This window comes from Microbacterium sp. P5_B6 (genome assembly GCF_056400345.1).
Genome location: NZ_JBFULL010000018.1, coordinates 1 through 20,286, shown reverse-complemented (window position 1 = coordinate 20,286; position 20,286 = coordinate 1). Strand labels below are relative to the sequence as shown.

The window sequence follows — 20,286 nt, the reverse complement described above, 5'->3', positions numbered from 1 at the left end:
GGGACAGATGATTCGTGCATGGGGCGGGAAGGGATCTCTACCGAGCCGTGCGCACCCCGGCGCCGATCGTGATACCGCCGATGAGAGCCAGCGCCGCTGCAGAGAGATACAGCGCGAAGAAGTTATCCCCTCCGGCGATCGCGAGCACGAGGGGGGCCGCGGCCGGCGCCAGCACTCCGGGGATCTTCTGAGCGAAAAGGGTGATCGCCATGTATCGGCCGGCTTCGGTCTCGCGGTTCGGTAGCACGTCGAGGGTCAGCGCCTGGCCGACAGCGGAGAAGGTCGCTATGCCCAGCGAGGAGATGAGTGTTCCTGTCAGGAGGCTCGGTATGTCGTCGGCGAAGGCCGACACAGCGCACCCCAGCCCGAAGATCGTCGCGCCTCCGACGATGAGCGGCTTGCGCCTTCCGGTCTTGTCGCTCAGCCATCCGCCACCGAGTGACCCCAGCAGTGCCGTGCCGATGCTGAGTGCGGCAGTGATGGCCTGGAAGCCGGCCACGTCGGGGACCGGGACGTCGAGACGTTGCGCGAAGAAGAACACGGAGAAGCTGGTGGCAAAGGTGAGGCCGAGGAAGAAGACGAACCTTCCCGCCCAGTTCCACGCGAAGTCCGGATGCGCTCGAGGATCGAAAGCGTAGCTGCGAACCAGGCGCCCGAGCGTGAGCGCCTCCGGGTGCAGGGTGTCGCGGCTGTCAGGGTCGCGCGCGAAGCATACGAAGAGCCCGACCAGCACGAGGCCGACGGCCGCGGGGATTGCGAAGACGAGCAGTGTCTCGGCGCGGACGGTTCCGACGAGAATGATTCCGATCACCGGAGCGATCTGCATGGCCAGCCCGGTCATCCCCGAGACCTTGCCCCGCTGGTGGGCGGGCAGTCGGTCGGCCTGCCAGTTGCCGATCGACCCACCCACCGTGTTCCACCCCATCGTGGAGAGCACCCATCCCGCGGCGAGCACGATGAGATTGGGGGCGAGCGCCATCGTCGGAACGGCGATGAGGCCGAGGACGATGCCGATGGCGGTGAACGGACGTCGGCGACCCCACCGAGACCGAGTGCGGTCGCTCAGGATGCCGGTGAGCGGTGCGACGATGAGCGTCGCCGCCGAGCCGATCCCGAGCATGTAACCGAGGATGTCGGCCCTTGCCGGGGCGAGCTGGTCGAGTCGTACGGCGAGAGAGTATGACATCGGCACGATCATCGCCATGCCGGTGCCGAAAGTCGCCGCCACCAGCAGAATGATCCCCCACACCGGCACGGGTGCAAGCTCGGCGAGTCGGGTGACTGCCGCGGTCGGCTCGGCGATCGCGGGCTGCGCCAGCGCCGCGTTCGCGGTGATGACGCGGAGCTCGTCGTCGGCGTCGATGGGGTCGTCTTCGTCAGCGAGGCGAGTCATGCGTGCTCCAAGGCGCGAGGTTGGACTCGCCCGCTCAGGCGAGCACGCCTCGACGCGTGACCTCACCCAGCCACGCGAGGCTGGAGTGCTGCAGGGTGATCACCGGGGTCACGTCGAACTCGAAGCATGTTTCGATCATGCGGCGGTAGTGCGCCAGTTCCGCGCGAGAGAAGTGCCCGGGGATGGGCTCGATACGAGACCACTCGATGCCGAAACGGTAGCTGTTCAGGCCTGCGGCAGCGAGGAGGGAGATGTCTTCCCGATATCGGTGATAGCTGTCGACTGCGTCGCCGGACAACTCTATGCCAGGCGTGATCTGCTGGCGCGCCCACCAGTCGCTGTTGATGTTGCCTTCGATCTGGTGCGGGGCCGTGGCAGCCCCCCACAGGAACCCGTCTGGGAAGTTCGTCACCAGTGATCTTTTCCTCCGAGTTCGCGTCGTGACAACCGATTGCCTGATCACTGTAGCATAATCTCGAAAGGTCTTACTATTTCTTGGGGGGGGGGGGCTGATGGCACGGACATATGCCAAGACCGCAGGCGTTCGTCAGTCGATCGTCGCGGCGTGTGCGTCGGCGTTCGGCGAAAGCGGATTCCACGGGGTGTCCATGGCCGAGATCGCGCGGCGCGCCGGGATCAGCCATACCGGACTGCTTCATCACTTTCCCCGAAAGGAGGACCTGCTGACGGCGGTGCTGACTCTGCAGGACGAAAATAGCGCGGCCTACCTGCTCGAGTACGGCACGTTCGATCTCGAATCAGATCCCGTCGACGTGCTTCGCGGCATGGTGAACACTCTCGTTGCGCGTGACCGCCATGCCGGGCTCGTGGAACTGAGCGCAGTGCTTACCGGTGAGGCAGCCCCCTCTACTCACCCGGCCCACGACCATTTCGCACGCCGGTATGACGACATCCGTCGCTTCCTGGGTCGGCTGTTCCAGCGCCTTCACGATGACGGCAGACTGGTGGGCGAAGCGAGCCCCGACCAGCTCGCGGCCGCCACGATCGCCCTCACCGAGGGCCTGCACCTGCAATGGCTTTACTCCACGGATCGTCGATTCGATGCGGACTCGGTGCTGCGCGCGGCATTGGGCTCGTTCGTGCCAGAGCTGCGCGGCGACGATTGAGCGAGTTCGAAGGCCGCGGCGTCGAATCCGTGTGGATCGTTCGTGATGAACGGATGCTGCGCACGACGCGTCGGTGCGCAGCATCCGTCGACTCACCCGTCGAGTGGCTCGACCCAGACAGTGGCCTTCGTGCCGACCGACACTCCGGATTCCGGGCCGGCAGCGCCGTCCAGTTCGAGTGCCACTGCCGCTCGTCCGCCCTCGTCTGCGCGCAGTTCGGCGACGGTCGTCGGGTTGTCCTCGTAGGCGGATGTGACTCGTACCCGCCCGCTCGGTGAAGCCAGCGGAGGCGTCGTGACGATGGCTGAGCCGGCGCCTGTGAACACGAAGGAGCCCGGCGCGGCCACCTCGAGGGAGCTGAAGCCGGCAGCTGCCCGGGTGAGGGCGACGTCCCAGCCGAAGATCGAGAACGCGTCGGCGGTCGAGGTGTACGCGAAGCCCGACGGGTGAGCGTCGAGCTCGCTCCACGTCTTCGACAGGTGGGGCAGCCATTCGCGCAAGGCTCGATTCCACGTCGTCCACTCGTGGCTCATGCCTTCGTACAGCGTGAACTCGTGGTCGATCTCCAGGTCGTCCAGCCGAGCATGGAGCGCCTCGGAGCCAGCCTTGATGAACGTACCCTCGGGCTCCCCCTCGTCGCCGGTATAGATCGAAACGTCCGTGTTTCGGAGGTTGATGGCCAGGTCCGGCCCATTCACCGCGCGCCACCTCAGCTCGTCCGCGTCGGGATCTCCCCAGATCTGGCGCGCAACAAAGCTGCCCGCGCCGCGCCATCCGCTCTCTGGCTGCATGATGTCAACGTCACCCGAGAACGCCGCCGCGACGCCGAAGAGGTCGGGCCGCTGGGCCGCGTACCGCACCGCCGCGCCGCCCATGGACAGCCCGGCCGCCGCACGGCCGGTTCGGTCGGCGATCGTTCGGAAGTTCGCATCCACCCAGGGAACGAGCTGGTCGAGGTGGTAGGCAGCCCAGCGTGGGGCCCCGAACCGCCCATCGTTGTACCAGTCGGCGTATCCGCCCGCGATGCCTCCGTCGGGCATGACGACGATGAGAGGCGTTTCGCCGGTGATCCCCTCAGCGTCGCCTTTGCCGTCGGGCGTCGTCCAGGAGGCATAGTCGTCGCCACCGCCGTGCAGCAGATAGAGCACCGGGTAACGCCGCTCCGCGTCATGGTCGTAATCGACGGGAAGGAGCACGCGAACCCGAGTCAGGCCCGCCGGATCCCCGCCGAACGGGAATCCCGGCGCGGTCGCCAGCGCGTCGGTGCGGAGTGTGAATTCTTTCAGGCGCGGGGACAGATCGATGACTGCTCCCGCGGATGTCAGGAGGTCCGCGGTGCCCCTTGCGTCGTCGGTTCGTGCATTGTCCGTTGTGGTCATCTTGCGGCCTTTCTGTTTCAGCATCTTGTGCGTTCGACCTGGCGGAGCTCGTGCGGTCCTGGGTCGCGAAGCTGGCTACGGCGACGAATAGGCGAACGCCGTGACCACGGCGTCCGACCCGAGCGCTTCCACACCGACGACGCGACCCGTGAATCCACCGGCGACTTCGGTGGAGAGGTATCGGCCGTCGAAGGAGGCGAGCTCGAGGAATTGTCCCGAGCGCATCACTCCCAGCATCAGCCGGTCGGGGCCCTGCCTCTGCCCCGGTAGACCTCCGGAGGGCAAGGCCCGCACCATCAGCTCGGCGTCTTTCCCGAGGTCGGATCGCCGCGCCAGCCCCTGATCCGCGGGACCGATCACTACTCGCGCGGTGATGACCTCGCCAACTCGTTCCACCATCGCCTGGTGCTCATCGTCGATGCGGACTGTCAGCGAGAGGTCACCCGCCMCGCGTACGGTCGCCGTCCATTCCTGATCGGTCACCCGCACTGCCAGCAGCCGGTTCGCGGTTGCGCTGTCGGGTGTTCGGCCGGCGCTGAGGCGGAGTCCCGACTCCGACGGCACCGCGAACGTCGTCGGGTCAGCGCCAGGCGCGATCCATCGTGGGTGCAGGAATGGTTCGGTGAACGCCTCGGAGAAGTCGGACCTAGGGTGCACCGCCGAGTACCGCTCTTCGACGATCACGGGCCAGTCATCCACCCAGTCCACGCCCGTCAGGAATGTCTCTCGACCGTTGGTGTGCCACTTCGGGAACGATCCGCGTGGGCGAGTACCCAGGTGCACCATGCCCCACGACCCGTCCGCGAGCTCGAGCATGTCAGCGTGACCGGTCGATTGCACCGGATCCGTGGTGCTGCGATGAGTGAGGATCGGGTTCGCTGGGTTTGATTCAAAAGGGCCGGAGATGGCGCGTGAACGCGCAATCGTAACCATATGTCCGGCGGCGGTTCCTCCCTCAGCAACCAGGAGGTACCACCAGTCATTGCGCCGGAACAGGTGGGGTCCTTCGGCGTGTGCGCCACCGGTTCCTCGCCATATCTCCTGAGCCGTCGTGAGGAGGCTTCCAGTGAAGGGATCGACCTGCGCCTGGGAGATTCCGCCGCGCACGACGTCCGACCAAGTGAGGTAGCACGAGCCCTCCTCGTCCCAGCTCAGGTCGGGATCGATTCCAATCAACCCGGCGGTGTAGACGGGATCACTCCAGGGGCCGGACGGCTCAGACGCGTGCACAATGAGATGACCGTCCCTGATGTCGTGAAGGTTCGTGGTCGTCATCCAGAACCGCCCATCGTGGTGGCGAACCGTGGGGGCGTAGATGCCCCCGCTGGCGTTGTCGATCCCCGTACGCACGTTCAGCTGCGAGGGGCGGGTGAGGACGTTGCCGAGCTGACGCCACGAGACGAAATCGCGGCTGACGAAGATCGGAACGCCAGGGAAGTACTCGAAGGTGGATGTAACGAGGAAGTACTCCTCCCCCACACGGCAGATAGATGGGTCCGGATGGAATCCGGGAAGCGCCAGAGCTGTCACGAGGCCTCACCTGCGAGGACGCTCCTCCTCTGCTCCCGACGTTTGCGCTGCGCGCGCGGGTCCGCGACCGGAGCCGCCAGGAGCAGCTTCTGCGTGTAGGAATGAGACGGACTCGACGTGACGACCGGAGTGTCGCCGGATTCGACGATGTCACCCCGGTACAGGACGGCGACCCGGTGGCTGAGATGGCGGATCACCGAGAGGTCGTGGGAGATGAAGAGATACGCCACACCGGTGGCGCGCTGGATGTCGACGAACAGCTCCATTACCTTCGCCTGTGTCGAGAGGTCCAGCGCAGATACCGGTTCGTCGCAGACGATCAGCTTCGGTTGCGGGGCAAGTGCCCGCGCAATGGCCACGCGCTGACGTTGACCGCCGGAGAACTCGCGCGGAAACCGGTCAACGGAGTCCGCAGGCAGACCGACCTGGTCGAGCAGGCCGCGGACGCGGGATCTGGCGTCCTTGGCGGTAGAGCCCTGCACGACGAGGGGCTCGGCAAGGATGTCGCCGATCGTCATCGACGGGTTGAGCGATGTGTAGGGGTCCTGGAAGACGACCTGGATGTGGTCGGCCAAAGCACGACGAGCCTTGCCTTGGAGGCCGGAGATCTCATCCCCGTCGAAGCGGATGGACCCGCCGGACGGCTTTACGAGACCCAGCACGGCACGGCCGATCGTCGTCTTGCCAGACCCGGACTCGCCGACGAGTCCGACGGTCTCGCCGGACGCGACATCGATGCTCACCCCGTGCAGCACCTCGACGGGCTTGGCGCGGAAGCCCCGGCCGGGGAACGCGACGCGCAGGTCGCGGATCTCGAGCAGGCTCACTTCGCACCTCCATTGTTGATCGCCGGAACCGGCGGATCGGTGCGCACTGTGCTTTCGTCGAGAATCGCTCCGAGCAGCATCTTCGTGTACTCATGCTGTGGCGCGGTGAAGATCGCCTCGACATCTCCCTGTTCGACGATCTCGCCGTACTGCATCACCGCGATCTGATCGCACACGTCCGCGACGACTCCGAAGTTGTGAGTGACGAGCAGCACCGCCATGTTGAGTTCCGCCTGCAGGTCGCGCAGCAGGTCGAGGATCTCCGCCTGAACGGTCACGTCAAGTGCCGTGGTCGGTTCATCCGCGATGAGCAGCTTTGGTCGACTGGCGACCGCGCCGGCAATGAGCACGCGCTGCGCCATCCCGCCCGAGATCTGATGCGGGTAGGAATCGAAGGTTCTCTCGGGGTCATTGATACCCACTCGCTTCAAGAGGGCCAGAACGCGTTGCCTGGCCTCCTTCTTCGAGATTCCCAGTGCGGCTCGAACACCTTCCACGAGCTGCGCCCCGACCTTGAACGACGGGTCGAGGTTCGACATCGGCTCCTGCGGAATATAGGCGATCTCCTTGCCGCGCAGTGGTCGCATCTGCCTGTCAGTGAGGCCAATCAGCTCCTTGCCGTCGAACAGGATGGATCCGCGCACGATCACCGCTTCGTTGGGGAGCACCCCGAGAGTCGCGAAGGCGGTCTGCGATTTGCCGGATCCCGACTCGCCGACCAATCCCGTGACCTTTCCTCGGGGCACGCTCAGGGAGACGCCTCTCACCACCTCATTCAGGCGACCATCCGGACGTGGATATGCGATTGCAAGGTCGCGGATGTCGAGCAGTGAGCGGGTGCCTCGGTCGGCGTCGCCGATGTCGTCGCTGACGACTCGCTGACCCGCACCGACTTTGAACGGCTTGGGCTTTGACCCCTCGAGTGCATCGCGAAGCGAGTTGCCCAGCAGCACGAGTGAGGCGGTGATCACGCCGAGGCTGAGGCTCGGCCAAAGGAACTGCGTGGGCGCGATGTAGAGATTCCGGAAGCCCGATGCGATCATGGCGCCGAAGCTCGGCACCTCCAGTGAGCCGACACCGAGAAACGCGAGGCCGGATTGCACAGCGATGGCTGAGCCGAAGAGGAATGCCGTGGCGATGATGATGGGTCCGCGAACCACAAACAGGACGTGTCGTGCGAGGATGCGGAGGTTTCCGAGACCGGCCACGCGCGCGGCATCGACGTAGAGTTCGTTCTTCACGCCCAGCACGAGGTTACGCACGATCCGATAAACGCCGGGAGCGAGAAGAACTCCGAAAATCAGCATCGTCGCGCGATAGTCGCCCTTTGTGACGGGCATCAGGATGATGAGCAGCAGCAGGCCCGGGAAGGTCATGATGAGGCTGAAGATCCACTCGGTGCTGGCCTGTGTGACGCGGCCGAAATAGCCGCCGACGAGCCCAGCCGTCACGCCTATGAGGAGCGCGACGCTTGTGCCGATGAGACCCGCGATGACCGCTGTCTGGGTGGAGTAGATAAGTCGGCTGAGGATGTCGCGGCCGGACTCGTCACCGCCGAGGGGGAACCCTGGGGTTCCGACCGGCGCGTTGATGAGCGCAAGGTCGGATTCGTTCGGCCCGTGTGGTGCGAGGAACGATGCGAGGAGAGCGATCAGCAGGGTCACCGCGAGAATGACGATGGTGACCACGGCCTGCGGGTCTTTCAGCAGCTTGCGCCACAGCGGGGTTCGGCTCGATCGAGCGGCGGCAGCCACTGTTTGGAGAAGCTCGGTGCTGGGAGTCGTGACCGTCTTGGTCACCGGGTCGGCCGCTTCCGACGTTGATGTCTCCGCCGGCTGGTCGGTGCCGGGGTTGATCGAGGGATCAATGGGCAGGGTCATCGGACTCTCGCTTTCGGGTTGAGCCAGCCGTTGGCCACGTCGGTGGAGAGATTCACCACGATCACCAGCAGCACACCGAACGCGGTGATGCCGAGGATGACCGGGATGTCGCCCTGCAGGGAGGCATTGAACGCGTAGCTTCCGTAGCCCGGGAGCGCGAAGACGTTCTCGATGATCAGTGCGGCGCCGAACATCTGGATGAACTCCAGCGATAGGACAGTCAGCGCGGGGCTTCCGGCGTTGCGGAGGGCGTGTTTGAGGACGATGGCGTTGKAGGGAACCCCGCGCGTGCGGAGGGTGCGAACGTAGTCCTTGCGGAGCTCGTCGATCATCCGCCCCCGAACCTGCGCGGCCATGTTGGCTATGCCGCCGATCATCAGCACAATGACCGGAATAGTGATGCTTCGGGCCCACGCGGCTGGGTCCTCCGTGAGCGGCGTGAAGCCGGTGGCCGGCAGCCACCCCAGTCGAATCGCGAAGACCCAGACCAGCGCGATGGCCAGCAGCAGCCCCGGGATCAGATAGCCGAAAAGGGACACGCCCTGCGCAATGCGGTCCACCGCGCCACCTCGAGAGGCTGCCCACACGCCAAGCGTGGTGCCGATGATCAAGGTGAGGAACAGGGCGGGGATGATGATCGAAAGGGTTACCACGAGGCGCTGCATAACTGACGGCAGAACCGGAAGCGACGTGTAGACCGAGACTCCGAAGTCTCCTTGGATGGCGTGGAAGAGCCAGTCGAAGTACTGCACGATGACCGGGCGGTCCCAGCCCTCTGCCGCCATCACTCCGGCGATAGTCTCCGGATTCGCCGACGGGCCGAGAATTGTGCTGGCCACGTCTTCGAACGACGTGCTGAGCAGAAGATAGGTGATGAAGGTGACCAGCACGGCGAGGATGATGCCGGTACCCAGCCGCTTGGCGATATAGGGGATCATCTTTCTTTCCAATCCAGGTGGGGGCGGGCTTTCGCCCGCCCCCACAGGGTCAGCCGCCGAACGTGAACGTTCGGACGGTGGACGGTGCGCCGCCGTAGTTGACGATCTCGATGCCGTCGGTGGATGCCCAGGTGGTTCCGAGGAAGACGATCGGTGCCTCGAATGCCTGGTCTATCGCGTATTCGTTAAGTTCCTGGTAGGTCGGTACCGCGTCCTGGAATTCGACTGTGGAGTTGATCGTGCCGAACAGCTCGTCGAGGGTGTCGTCAGTGTAGTGCTGCGGGTTGCGGTCACCGTTGATGCTGTAGTGAGTGAATGCATCGGCGGGATCCGAGTTGAAGCCGGTGATCTGGAACGTCAGTCCGAACTCGCCCGACTGCAGAGCGGACTGGGCCTGCTGCGGCGGCACGGCCACCCACTCCAACTTGAGGCCGATGTCGTCGAACGCCTGCGACAGGGTCGGCTCGATCGACGTGGTGAGGAAGGTGCTCGGGATCTGGAACGTCTCCCCTGCATACCCGGCCTCCTCGACGAGCTCCTTGCCCTTCTMGATGTCGTAGGAATAGGTGTCATTCAATGACTCGTCGTAGACCTCGCCGGCAGGGTTGAACACCTGCTCGGTCACCATTCCATTACCCGCGTAGAGGCCCTTGAGGATGCCCTCGCGATCCATCGCGTAGTTGATGGCCTGACGAACCCGCTGGTCGCCCAGCGCGGGGAACTTGTCTCCAGCGCGATCGAGGATGTCGACATAGGCCACAGCCTGCGCGCCGATCTTCGAGAGAGTGAACTTGTTCGGGTCGAGCTGTCCCTCGACCTGGGGCTGAACGGTCGCTGCGTTGATCTCACCTGCCTGCAGTGCGTTGAACGATGCGGTGGGGTCTTGCAGGACGCGAACTGTGAGGGTGGGGAACGGGTAGGCATCGGCGTTCCAGTAGTCGTCCCGCTTCTTCAGCACATAGCTGGTGCCGGGGACGGTGTTGGCAACGTCGAGGGTGTAGGGCCCGGAACCGACGGGGTTCGTGGCGATGGCGGGGTCGTCGAGCGAGCGGGCATCTCCGATCGCGCCGGTGCCGAGAGCGAGCAGCCAGGGGAACTGCGGGTCGAAGGCCGTGAACGATACCTTGACAGTCAGGTCATCGACAGCGGTCACGTCAGACACGAGCCCATACCGCGGCTGCACGATTCCGGGGGTGTTCTTGCTGCGCAGCATGGTCGCAACGACGTCGTCGGCGGTGACGGGCGCACCATCACTGAACGTCATGCCCTCTTGCAGCTTGAGGGTCAGTTCGGTGCCGTCCCCGTTGTACTCCCAGCTGGTCGCGGCATTGGGGATGAGTTCTCCCGTCGAGCTGTCGCGGGCCAGCAGGGTGTCGTAGATCGACGACCACACGTACATCTGCTGTCCGTCCACCAGCTGCGCGGGGTCCAGAGAGTTCGGTGCGGAGACAGCTGCGATCGCGAGGTCGGGCGCAGGGCCAGCCTCTGCTGCGGGGGACGCTGAACTCGTCGAAGACGAATCCGGCGCGCTGCAGGCGGAGAAAACCATTGCCCCTGCGACCAGCGCCGTGACAGCGGCTAGGCCGCGGAAGCGGAATCGGGAAGTCGACATCGTTTCATACTCCTTTGGATGAGGGAAGCGGAGGCAACCGCTTGCTGTGGTCTGCCTGTGGTTCCGCTAACGCCAAGTAAATCAGCTCAGCGATCTTTTGACAACCGATTGCCTAAATTCGATCCAAAATACTCGTACTGCGTTCGTGATGAGAGCGTCGTCACGAGTTCGAGCACCCGCGACACGAAACCTCGGTCTGCTGCCAGCACTTCTCCCAGCTGCCCGATGGAGCTCGCCACTGACCCGTGAGCCGCATGTTCGACCGACGCACCGGGGATGAGGCCCGTCGCCTGCGCGACGATCCATGAAGCGACGGCGAGGGCGCACCCACGCGCATCGCGACCGTTCGCCAAGGCGATCTCGGCGACAGGTGCGACTCTCAGCCGGACCTTGGTGCTCGAGTCCTGCACGATCTGACTCAGCAGATGCTCGATGCGCGGATTGGCGAACCTGGATAAGAGGGCGGCCCTGTACGCAGGCACGCCAAGGCCAGCTGGGAGCGCGGCTTCAGCATCATCCCAGAACTCCTCGACGGCCGACCGGCACACGGGATCTTTGATCGCGTCAGCCACGGTGGCGTGCCCGCGGAGCAGTCCCAGGCATGCCAAGAGCGTGTGCGCTCCGTTGAGGAGCCAGAGCTTGCGGGCCTCCCAGGGTTCGAGGTCATCCACGAACCGGGCGCCGGCACCCTCCCATGCCGGTCGACCCGCGGGGAAGCTGCCGCTGATGACCCAGTCGCGGAACGGTTCGGCAACGACCGGGGCGAGGTCGCCATACGTCGCGCGCAGAACCTCCTCCTGGTGGCTGGAGATCCTGGGGGTGATGCGATCCACCGAGCTGGACACGAATGACACGTTGTCCTCGATCCAAAGAGCCAGATCAGACGCGGTGCCTGCTGCCCATTCCGTCAGACCGTGGCGGAGACGCCCGCCGTTGTCCGGCAGGTTGTCACACGAGAGCACCGCCAGCGGGCCGCCGCCTGCGCGCCTACGGGACTCCAGCCCGAGAAGCAGCCGACCGGGCGCCGTCACGGGGCGCGCCTCCGCAAGACCGAGACGACCGTCTGCAACCGAGCGCAACTCATCGCGATCACGCGCCACGCGCGGATCATCGAAGTCCGGCTCGCCGTCCGAAGTGAGGCAATAGCCGAGCTCGGTGATCGTCAGCGTGACAATCGCCGTCTCAGGCGCGGTCAGGTCCGTCAGCAAGGACGGGATGTCGTCACCTCGCTGGGCGCGAGAGATGCTGGTGATGACCTCATGCCTGTCGCCCTGATCGTCTCGCTCGATGAGGGTGTAGAGCCCGTCCTGGGCAGTGAGGCGATCGGAGAGCTCTCGGCTGCGGCCGGTGTACGCGGCGATCCCCCAGTCGTCCGAGTCGGGGCTGGAATGCGTGTACCACGCAGTGTGTGATCTCGAGAAGGCTCCCAGCCCGAGGTGGACGATACGAACGGGCGGCGCGGGAACCGCGCGATGCAGCGGAGAAGCGTTCACAGTTTGAACACCCGCTTGGGCTGCGCGCCGACCGAATCGACGATGATCCGCTCCGCATCGCGCAAATTCAGCCGGCCCTCCGCCACCAGCCTGGCAAGGAACGCCGCATCGGCTCGGCGAGCCGTGTCATGACGAGCGGGGATGGACAGAAACGCTCGCGTATCGTCGATGAATCCCGACCCGCGCGAGAAGCCTGCGGTTTCAGTCACGGCGGAGCGGAACCGTGCGATGGCATCGGGAGCGTCGAGGAACCACCACGGTGCACCGATGAATACAGAGGGGTAGAACCCGGCGAGCGGAGCGATCTCCCTCGAATAGACCGTCTCATCCACGGCGAAGAGCACCAGGTGGAAGTCCCGCTCGAGACCGAAGCGTTCCAGCAGCGGCCGGAGTCCGCGCACGAAGTCTGTTGCCACCGGGATGTCGTGCCCGGTGTCGGCCCCGAACTGACGGTGCACCGCCGAACTGTGATTGCGCAGCACGCCGGCGTGCACCGTCATCACCAGCCCGTCGGACACGCTCATCCGGGCCATCTGAAACAGCATGTGCGCACGAAAAGTCGATCGCTCCGCGGCGGAGGCCGAGCCGTCGATGACGGCAGCGAAGAGCGATTGCGCATCAACGGAGTCCATGTCGACCGTAACGGGCTGCTCCACACCGTGGTCGGCGGACACCGCTCCGTGAGCCACGAAATGCGCCCGGCGATCCTCCAGCGCACGAAGGTATCCATCGAACGTGGTGCGCTCCCCCGTAAGCCCGAGGAGGGCCTCCACCCGCTGACCGAAGCCCTCCACGCTCGGATCGAGGTAGCGGTCGGGTCTGAAGGTGGGGAGCACGCGCCCGGGGAGAACTCCACGCAGCGCGGCGTGGGCGGACAGATCGTCAAGAGGATCGTCCGTAGTCGCCAGGACCTCGATCTGGAACCGCTCGAACAGAGCACGTGGTCGGAAACCGGGCGATTCCAACTGCGTGGCGATCTTGTCGTAGAAGTGATCTGCGGTGTCGGCGTTGAGCTCCGCATCGATTCCGAGAACCTGGGTGAACTCCTCCTCGAGCCAATAGCCCGATGCCGTCCCCGCGAAAAGGTGCCAATGCGACGCGAGGATCCGCCACACCTCGCGCGGGTCCGCAGCGTGGCCGCCGAGCCCGAGTTGTGCATAGTCCACCCCCGCGGCGTGCAGCATGCGAGTGACGTAGTGGTCGTGCGTGACCAGGAGTGCAGTGGGGTTCTCGAATGGCGTGTCATCGCGAAGCCACTCGACCGGCACATGCCCGTGCGGAGAGACGATGGGCGCATTGGCAATGGCCTCATAGAGCCGCCGCGCGATCTCGCGCGTTCGCGGGTCGGCGGGCAGCAGCCGATCTGGGTCACGACGTTGGGAGGAAGACATTCCTTCATGATCCAAGCTTTGACGTGGCTTGTCAATCGGTTGCAGAACACACCGCATGCACCGTTCAATCTGATTAGCGCGATACCATGCAACCGCTTGCCAAAATGCTTCGCGTCTGATTGACTGAACCGGCCCGCATCRCCGCGCATCAAAGAGCCGCGGCTGTGCCCCGAATGGAAGGCCACCGATGCTCATCGACAAAGCAGAAGTCATTGTGACGAGTCCCGACCGCAATTTCGTGACTCTGAAGATCACGACGGCGGATGGGATCACAGGCCTCGGGGACGCGACTCTGAACGGACGCGAGCTCGCCGTGGTCGCGTATCTGAAGGAGCACGTGGTTCCGCTGCTGATCGGCAGCGACGCATCGCGCATCGAAGACACCTGGCAGTTCCTCTATCGCGGCGCGTACTGGCGGCGGGGACCGGTGACGATGGCGGCGATCGCGGCGGTCGACATGGCCCTGTGGGATATCAAGGGCAAGGCGGCCGGGATGCCGGTCTACCAGCTGCTGGGCGGCGCATCGCGGAACGGTTTGATGGCGTACGGTCACGCGTCCGGCAAGGAGCTGCCCGAGCTTTTCGACTCGATCCGTGCTCACCAGGAGCAGGGGTACAAGGCGATCCGCGTTCAGACCGGCGTTCCGACGCTGAAGGCGATCTACGGCATCGCCGCGCAGGGCGCCGACGTCGGCGACGCGACAGTCCGGTACGACCACGAGCCCGCCCGGCGCGGTGCGAAGCCGGTCGAGGAGGACTGGGACACCCGCGCCTACCTCAACCACCTGCCGGGCGTGTTCGAAGCGGTCCGCAACGAGTTCGGCCCCGACATCCCGCTGCTGCACGACGGTCACCACCGCATGACGCCCATCCAGGCCGCGCGGCTCGGCAAGGACCTCGAGCCCTACGACCTGTTCTGGCTCGAGGACTGCACTCCCGCTGAGAACCAGGAAGCGCTGCGATTGGTGCGCCAGCACACCACGACGCCGCTGGCGATCGGCGAGATCTTCAACACGATCTGGGACTTCAAAGACATCATCCGAGATCAGCTCATCGACTACGTTCGCGGCGCCGTCACCCACATGGGCGGCATCTCGCCGCTGAAGAAGACACTCGACTACGCCGCGATGTACCAGATCAAGTCCGGCATGCACGGGCCGACCGACATCTCACCGGTCGGCATGGCCGCCGCGATGCACCTGGGGCTCGCGATCCACAACTTCGGCATCCAGGAGTACATGCGCCACGGCGCGCGCACCGACCAGGTCTTCGAGCAGTCCTTCACCTGGACCGACGGCTTCCTCCACCCCGGCGACAAGCCCGGCCTCGGCGTCGAACTGAACGTCGACGAGGCGGGGAAGTACCCGTACGAGCAGGCCTACCTTCCCTACAACCGGCTGCTCGACGGCACAGTCCATGACTGGTGATCTGCCAGCCGCTCCCCCACCGAGAGATGCACACCCTATGACGAAGAATGCTCCATTGACCGCTGCTTCCTCCATCGGCGACTGGCTCGACCATCCGAAGGGCGGCCCGCTCGTTCGAGGGCTGCTGGAGAAGACCGGTGCTCAGGAAGAGATGCTCGCCCCGCTGCGCGGGCTGCCGCTGCAGCAGCTCGTCGCCGCGAGCGCGGGGCAGATGCCGCAGTCCGTAGTCGACGAGCTCGTCCTGGCCGCAAACGACGGTGTGATGCCCGCCGAGGGCGCCCCCGCGGGCTGGGTGGAACGACCTCACACGGGTCGCTTCGCCGGCAAGACGGTCGCAGTGACCGGGGCAGCCTCGGGCATCGGGCGCGCAACCGCTTCGCGCATTGCACGGGAGGGTGGGCGCGTGATCGCCGTCGACGTCTCCCAGGAACGCCTCGACGATCTGCGAGCAGCGCACGAGGAATTCGACATCGTGACCGTGCGCGCCGACATCACAGTTCAGGAGGACGTTGACGCGATCGTCGCCGCCGCGGGTGGTCGGATCGACGCTCTGGCGAACGTCGCCGGCATCAATGACGACTTCTCGCCCGCGCACGAGACGAGTGACGCGGTGTGGGACCGGGTCATCGCGATCAACCTCACGGGAGCGTTCAAGGTGCTCCGGGCGGTGCTCCCCGCCATGATCGATGCCGGATCCGGCTCGATAGTGAATGTCGCGAGCGAAGCGGCGTTGCGAGGCAACTCATCGGGGAACGCGTACACCGTCTCCAAACACGGCATCATCGGCCTGACAAAGTCGGCTGCATTCATGTACGGCCCGAAGGGCATCCGCGTCAACGCGGTGGCACCGGGTGGTGTTGCGACCGGCATCCCGATGCCGCCGCACATGTCGGAGCAGGGCTCCGCGCGCCTGCAACCTTTCCAAGCGATGATCCCGACGATTGCGACGGCCGAGCAACTCGCCGCATCCATCACATTTCTGCTGTCCGATGAGGGCGTGAACATCAACGGAGCGGTCCTTGCTTCCGATGGCGGCTGGTCGGTGCAGTAGCCCAACCAGTTCTGACAGAGCCCTCGCGACCCGGATCCCACGGTCGCGGGGGCTCGGTCATCTGACGGCGGTCACCCTCTCAGTTCGGACTGAAGCGGACTCAGAGCACGCCCTCCGGCAGCGACGGGACCTCCGCGGGATGCGGGGTCGGCTTCGGAATCAGCGCCRCGATGATCGCGCAGGCCACGCAGCGAGCAGACCGCAAATGAGCGCCGATTGGAAGCCCGCATCGCTCGGCACGAGCGTGTCTTCGAAGGCCACTGCAGACTCCGCGAGGATCACTGCGACCACGGCTGCTGCAATGGCCGTCCCGAGCGCGCCCATGAGGGTGGTGAGTCCATTGGCGGCGCCGGTCTCGCTCACGGGCACAGACTGCATGATCAGCGTCGGCATGGCCGCGTACCCCAGACCAATGCCCACACCGATGTGCACGTTGACGACGAGGACATGCCACACCTCGAGGTCGGGGCGCCGAGGTAGCCCACGGCGATGACCACCGCGCCGATGACGAAGAGCGGTTTAGGACCGACCCAGCGCTCCACCTTCCCGGCCACGGGTGACATGGCCAGCATGGCAAGCCCGGCTGGCATTAGGACGAAGCTCGTCGCGATCAGCGACAATCCGAGTCCGCCCGTCCGTGTCGGGAGCACGAGCAGCTGGGGAAAGACGATGCTCGATGCGAACAGCGCAACCCCATCGCGATGGAGGCGATGTTGGTCAGCAGAACGGGTCCCCGTGCGCTGACTCAAAGGTCGACCATTGGGTTGTCGGCCCTGAGCTCGAACCATCCCCACGCCAGCAGCACACCAGTACTCCCCCGATCAGACACAACAGGGTGATCGGCGCGTTCCACCCCCACTGAGCGCCCTTGGATATCGCAGGGAGCACTCCCGTGAGTCCAAGCGCGAGCCCGAGCGCGCCGACCAGGTCGAGCCGACCGCCGGTGCGCAGCGTGCTCGTGGGGATCACGGCGGCGAACAATCCCAACGAGAGCGCCGAGATCGCGGCTGCGACCCAGAAGAGGGCGTGCCAGTCGAGGTACTCGGTGACGAGGGCGGCCACTGGCAATCCCAGCGCGCCACCCACGCCGAGCGTCGCACTGACGAGAGCGATCCCTGACCGAGGCGGCGAACGGGGACGGTGTCGCCTTCGGCTTGGTCGGGGTCAGCGCCCGCGCAGCGTGCTTTGACCCACGGGGACAGGCTCGCTGCGGCCAGACGGAAACACGACGGTCCCTGCGCTGCCAGGTGGGACGACCACGGTGACCTCCAGCTCATCCCCGATGAGTTTCCACTCCGCCTCGATGCGCCCGTGGGGACCATCGTGGTGACCTCGCGCCCACTTGAGCGCGCCGCCGGGCACTGGCGCCACCTCGAATGACTCCCACGCCACCGATCCTGGCTCCTGCCGCAAGCCCAGAACGTGAGTGTGGAGGAACCGAATGACAGCGCCCTTGCTGTAGTGATTCAGCGACTCGTGGGCGCGCCCCTGCTCGTCGATGCCCTCCCACTCCTCCCAGATGGTGGTGGCACCGCGGTCGAGCATATACAGCCATGACGGCGCGGAGCGCTGGAACAGGAGCTCGTAGGCGACATCGGCGAATCCCGTGTCGGCGAGCACCGGCAGCAGGTGCCCCGTGGAGAGGAACCCGGTCCCCAGGTGGGTGCCGGCCTCCCGGATGAGCTCGACGAGCCGGGCCGCTGCCGCTCCGCGAACGCTGTCGGGCACAAGGCCGAACGCGATCGCACGGACGTAGGCCGCCTGAGTATCGGCAACCGTGCGCCCGTCGGCGCGCAGGAATTCGGTTCGCCACGCGCTGAGGATGCGCGCCGCCAGATCGTCGTAGCGATCGCGGTCGCCCACGCGTCCTAGAATCCGCGCGATGCGCGCCAGCGTGAGGGTCGAGCGATACAGATAGGCCGTTCCGACTTCGCCCTTGTCCGCGGTGAACCACGCCATGGGRTTGTGGTGTACAGGATTGATCGAATTGCCGTCGGCGTCCTTCTGCTTCGGCTCGATCCATTCGCCCCAGTGAAACGACCCGTCCCAGAGGAATTCTTCGTGGGGAAGGGGTTCCGGAGATCGCTGCCGGCGCGAAGGATGCCGGGCGGTCCGAGCCGTGGACAGCGCCCACTCGACCCAGCGCGTCATCGCGTCCCAGTTCTCGGCGAGCACTTCGATGTCGCCGTACGACTCGTACATCTCCCACGGCACCGCGACGATGGCGTCGCCCCACCCGGCGGAACCCGTCATCTGAGCGAACTGGTCGTCGAGCTTGAGCTTGATCCTTCGCCCGTCCGGCGCGAAGTTGGCCACGCGACCGTCGGGCAGTTGATCGTCGCGTACCGACCGCAGCCACTTCCTGGAGAAGCCGAGAACGTCGTAAAGTCGCGTCGCGGTGGGCGCGAACACCTGATAGTCCCCCGTCCAGGCGAGCCGCTCCCGTGTCGGGCAGTCCGTCGGAACGTCGACGGCGTTGCCGCGAAAGCTCCAGTCGGCGACTCTATGGAGCCGGTTGAGATCGTCATCGCTGCAGGCGAAGCCGCCGACCGGACGGAGATCGGTATGGACGACCTGCATCGACACCGTCGAAGGATCGAACCGGGCTCCGTCGCGGGTGATCCGCACGAACTGGAAACCGTGGATGGTGTGTCGCGGTTCGAAGTGTCTGCCGCTGTCCCCATCGGAGACCACCTCGTCGCGCTGCACGAATTCCTTGGTGGGCTGCCCGGGACGCGTGGAATCGAGGTGCGTTGTTGAGAGGTCGCCGTCGGATGCCAGGAACTCACCATGATCGATGATCGTCCGGGTGTCGGCGGGGCCGAGATCGGTCATTCGAATCCACCCGGACGCGTTCTGACCGAAATCCAACACCCACACACCGTCACGGAGCTTTCGCGAGGACACGGGGGCGCGTGTCTCGACAACGCGGACGGGTGGAGCGGGTGACCATGAGAGGGCGGGCGCGTCGACGACGCCGACTCGTGCGCGGTGTTCTCGCGCCGGCGGTGCCGTGAGGTCAAGCGTTGCGCCGCCCATCAGACTGGCTCTGGTCAACGTGCTACGGCCGCTCGTCCACGTGCCGTCGGTTCGCACAATCTGCCGTTCGCCACTCACAAGCGTGATGTGCAGCTCCGCCCTCACGCCGRTGCGCTCACCCCAGCCGGCCGGCACACGATACGCGCCAACCTCGCCGCGAAACCACCCGTCGGACAGCAGCAGCTCCAATCGATTCGTGCCGCGAACAAGGGCGTCACCGACGTCATATGCCTGCGCATAGAGGGTGCGGTCGTAGGACGACGATCCCGGGGCGAGTTCCGTCGTTCCCGCCCGTTTGCCGTTGACGCGTGCGTCGTAGAGGCCGAGGGCGGTGGCGTAGAGGCGAGCGGATACTGCGCCGTCGCCCGGCAGGTCGAAATCTGCGGTCAGCACATAACCAGGGCGTTGACCTTGACCGGCGGCTACATCCTCAATCGGTGATATCCACTCCGCTCGCCAGTCCTGATCGAGCAGCCCCACCTCGAACTCGTGAAGATCGGACCACTCCGACACGTCTGCTGTCCCGGAGACCCGCACTCTCCACTGCACGCGCTGCCCGCTCCGCAGCGGCGCCCACGGCCACTCAAGGAACAGGTGCTGGCCACCACTCGCAGACACACTGGGCTGTGCCGCATCGTCCACCACGGCCTCAAGGGTGTACGAGCTCTGCCTTCCGATACTCTCCGGCACTTGAAACGACAGCCGCGGATGGCTGCCGCTGACGATGAACGCGTCACCACCGGCGTCGATCTGCAGCGCCCGGGGCCTGCGTGGCGTAGCAGTCGGTGTCACCACAGTGGTCCGGGGTTCATCCGCATCCGTCCTGAACTCACGCGCTCATCGCCGTCCAGCGAGCCCGAAGCGCGTGCACCGCTCCCTTTGGGCGACGGTCCCGGGTGAAGACGCCCTTCTTGTTGCCGTCCACGCGCTGAGTGATGGGCATCGCCTGGAAATCAGCGAACGCCCACACGTGCTCCCCAACGACGGAATCGATGCGGTCGAAGACGCGATGGTAGGTCGTCAGCAACGCGGTCTGATAGTCCTCCGCCCACGGCTGGTCCAGCACGGTGTGCAGCCCGGCGACGGCGTCGGCCCCGAACTCCGACATGACGATGGGCTTGCCGAACTTGTCTTCCCAGGCGCGCAGCTCCGCTTCGAGGTGTGCTGCGGCGGACTCCAGATCCGCGGTGTCCTGATACC

At 65.5% G+C, this 20,286-nt stretch carries 17 protein-coding genes; 3 read left to right on the top strand and 14 right to left on the bottom strand.

Annotated elements, in window-relative coordinates; all coding sequences use genetic code 11:
• Window positions 1-37 precede the first annotated feature (37 nt).
• Both AC1DP3_RS16385 and AC1DP3_RS16380 read right to left on the bottom strand, forming a co-directional pair.
• Window positions 38-1,393: an MFS transporter gene (locus AC1DP3_RS16385; protein WP_477295119.1), complete on the bottom strand. Its 1,356-nt coding sequence runs from the start codon at window positions 1,391-1,393 to the stop codon at window positions 38-40.
• Window positions 1,394-1,427: 34 nt separating this feature from the next.
• On the bottom strand, window positions 1,428-1,805 hold the full coding sequence (locus tag AC1DP3_RS16380) for a family 1 glycosylhydrolase (protein ID WP_477295117.1): 378 nt from the start codon (window positions 1,803-1,805) through the stop codon (window positions 1,428-1,430).
• Window positions 1,806-1,905: 100 nt separating this feature from the next.
• Here AC1DP3_RS16380 and AC1DP3_RS16375 point away from each other — a divergent pair, with 100 nt between their 5' ends.
• Window positions 1,906-2,520 (top strand): TetR/AcrR family transcriptional regulator, encoded by a 615-nt coding sequence (locus tag AC1DP3_RS16375; RefSeq protein WP_477295116.1) that lies wholly within the window; start codon window positions 1,906-1,908, stop codon window positions 2,518-2,520.
• A 92-nt stretch (window positions 2,521-2,612) separates the two neighbouring features.
• Here the strand turns inward: AC1DP3_RS16375 and AC1DP3_RS16370 are convergent, their stop codons facing one another.
• The 8 genes from AC1DP3_RS16370 to uxaC form a co-directional block, all read right to left on the bottom strand.
• On the bottom strand, window positions 2,613-3,899 hold the full coding sequence (locus AC1DP3_RS16370) for an alpha/beta hydrolase (RefSeq protein WP_477295114.1): 1,287 nt from the start codon (window positions 3,897-3,899) through the stop codon (window positions 2,613-2,615).
• A 75-nt stretch (window positions 3,900-3,974) separates the two neighbouring features.
• The gene (locus tag AC1DP3_RS16365; protein WP_477295112.1) at window positions 3,975-5,429 is read right to left on the bottom strand and encodes a glycoside hydrolase family 43 protein; all 1,455 of its coding nucleotides are present in this window, start codon (window positions 5,427-5,429) and stop codon (window positions 3,975-3,977) included.
• Window positions 5,426-6,256, bottom strand: coding sequence for an ATP-binding cassette domain-containing protein (locus tag AC1DP3_RS16360; RefSeq protein ID WP_477295110.1), 831 nt, complete (start codon window positions 6,254-6,256; stop codon window positions 5,426-5,428). The genes AC1DP3_RS16365 and AC1DP3_RS16360 overlap by 4 nt, the downstream gene beginning before the upstream one ends.
• Window positions 6,253-8,136 (bottom strand): ATP-binding cassette domain-containing protein, encoded by a 1,884-nt coding sequence (locus AC1DP3_RS16355; RefSeq protein ID WP_477295109.1) that lies wholly within the window; start codon window positions 8,134-8,136, stop codon window positions 6,253-6,255. Before AC1DP3_RS16355 ends, AC1DP3_RS16360 begins: the two co-directional genes overlap by 4 nt.
• Window positions 8,133-9,119: an ABC transporter permease gene (locus AC1DP3_RS16350; protein WP_477295107.1), complete on the bottom strand. Its 987-nt coding sequence runs from the start codon at window positions 9,117-9,119 to the stop codon at window positions 8,133-8,135. The genes AC1DP3_RS16355 and AC1DP3_RS16350 overlap by 4 nt, the downstream gene beginning before the upstream one ends.
• Window positions 9,120-9,123: 4 nt before the next feature.
• Window positions 9,124-10,686 (bottom strand): ABC transporter substrate-binding protein, encoded by a 1,563-nt coding sequence (locus tag AC1DP3_RS16345; RefSeq protein WP_477295105.1) that lies wholly within the window; start codon window positions 10,684-10,686, stop codon window positions 9,124-9,126.
• 86 nt (window positions 10,687-10,772) lie between these two features.
• On the bottom strand, window positions 10,773-12,179 hold the full coding sequence (locus AC1DP3_RS16340) for a mannitol dehydrogenase family protein (RefSeq protein WP_477295104.1): 1,407 nt from the start codon (window positions 12,177-12,179) through the stop codon (window positions 10,773-10,775).
• The gene (gene uxaC / locus AC1DP3_RS16335) at window positions 12,176-13,570 is read right to left on the bottom strand and encodes a glucuronate isomerase (RefSeq protein ID WP_477295140.1); all 1,395 of its coding nucleotides are present in this window, start codon (window positions 13,568-13,570) and stop codon (window positions 12,176-12,178) included. The genes AC1DP3_RS16340 and uxaC overlap by 4 nt, the downstream gene beginning before the upstream one ends.
• 187 nt (window positions 13,571-13,757) lie before the next feature.
• Between uxaC and manD the strand changes: the two genes are divergently transcribed.
• Window positions 13,758-14,996: a D-mannonate dehydratase ManD gene (gene manD, locus AC1DP3_RS16330; protein WP_477295102.1), complete on the top strand. Its 1,239-nt coding sequence runs from the start codon at window positions 13,758-13,760 to the stop codon at window positions 14,994-14,996.
• Window positions 14,997-15,033: 37 nt separating this feature from the next.
• Window positions 15,034-16,047, top strand: a complete 1,014-nt coding sequence (locus tag AC1DP3_RS16325) for an SDR family NAD(P)-dependent oxidoreductase (RefSeq protein ID WP_477295100.1) — start codon at window positions 15,034-15,036, stop codon at window positions 16,045-16,047.
• A 159-nt stretch (window positions 16,048-16,206) separates the two neighbouring features.
• Here the strand turns inward: AC1DP3_RS16325 and AC1DP3_RS16320 are convergent, their stop codons facing one another.
• From AC1DP3_RS16320 to AC1DP3_RS16305, 4 genes are all read right to left on the bottom strand, one after another.
• The gene (locus AC1DP3_RS16320; protein ID WP_477295098.1) at window positions 16,207-16,410 is read right to left on the bottom strand and encodes a hypothetical protein; all 204 of its coding nucleotides are present in this window, start codon (window positions 16,408-16,410) and stop codon (window positions 16,207-16,209) included.
• Between the two features lie 354 nt (window positions 16,411-16,764).
• The gene (locus AC1DP3_RS16315) at window positions 16,765-17,109 is read right to left on the bottom strand and encodes a hypothetical protein (protein ID WP_477295096.1); all 345 of its coding nucleotides are present in this window, start codon (window positions 17,107-17,109) and stop codon (window positions 16,765-16,767) included.
• A gap of 102 nt (window positions 17,110-17,211) precedes the next feature.
• On the bottom strand, window positions 17,212-19,878 hold the full coding sequence (locus tag AC1DP3_RS16310) for an alpha-L-rhamnosidase (RefSeq protein ID WP_477295094.1): 2,667 nt from the start codon (window positions 19,876-19,878) through the stop codon (window positions 17,212-17,214).
• 37 nt (window positions 19,879-19,915) lie between these two features.
• On the bottom strand, window positions 19,916-20,286 hold a 371-nt coding region (locus AC1DP3_RS16305; RefSeq protein WP_477295092.1), incomplete at its 5' end, for a glycoside hydrolase family 2 TIM barrel-domain containing protein.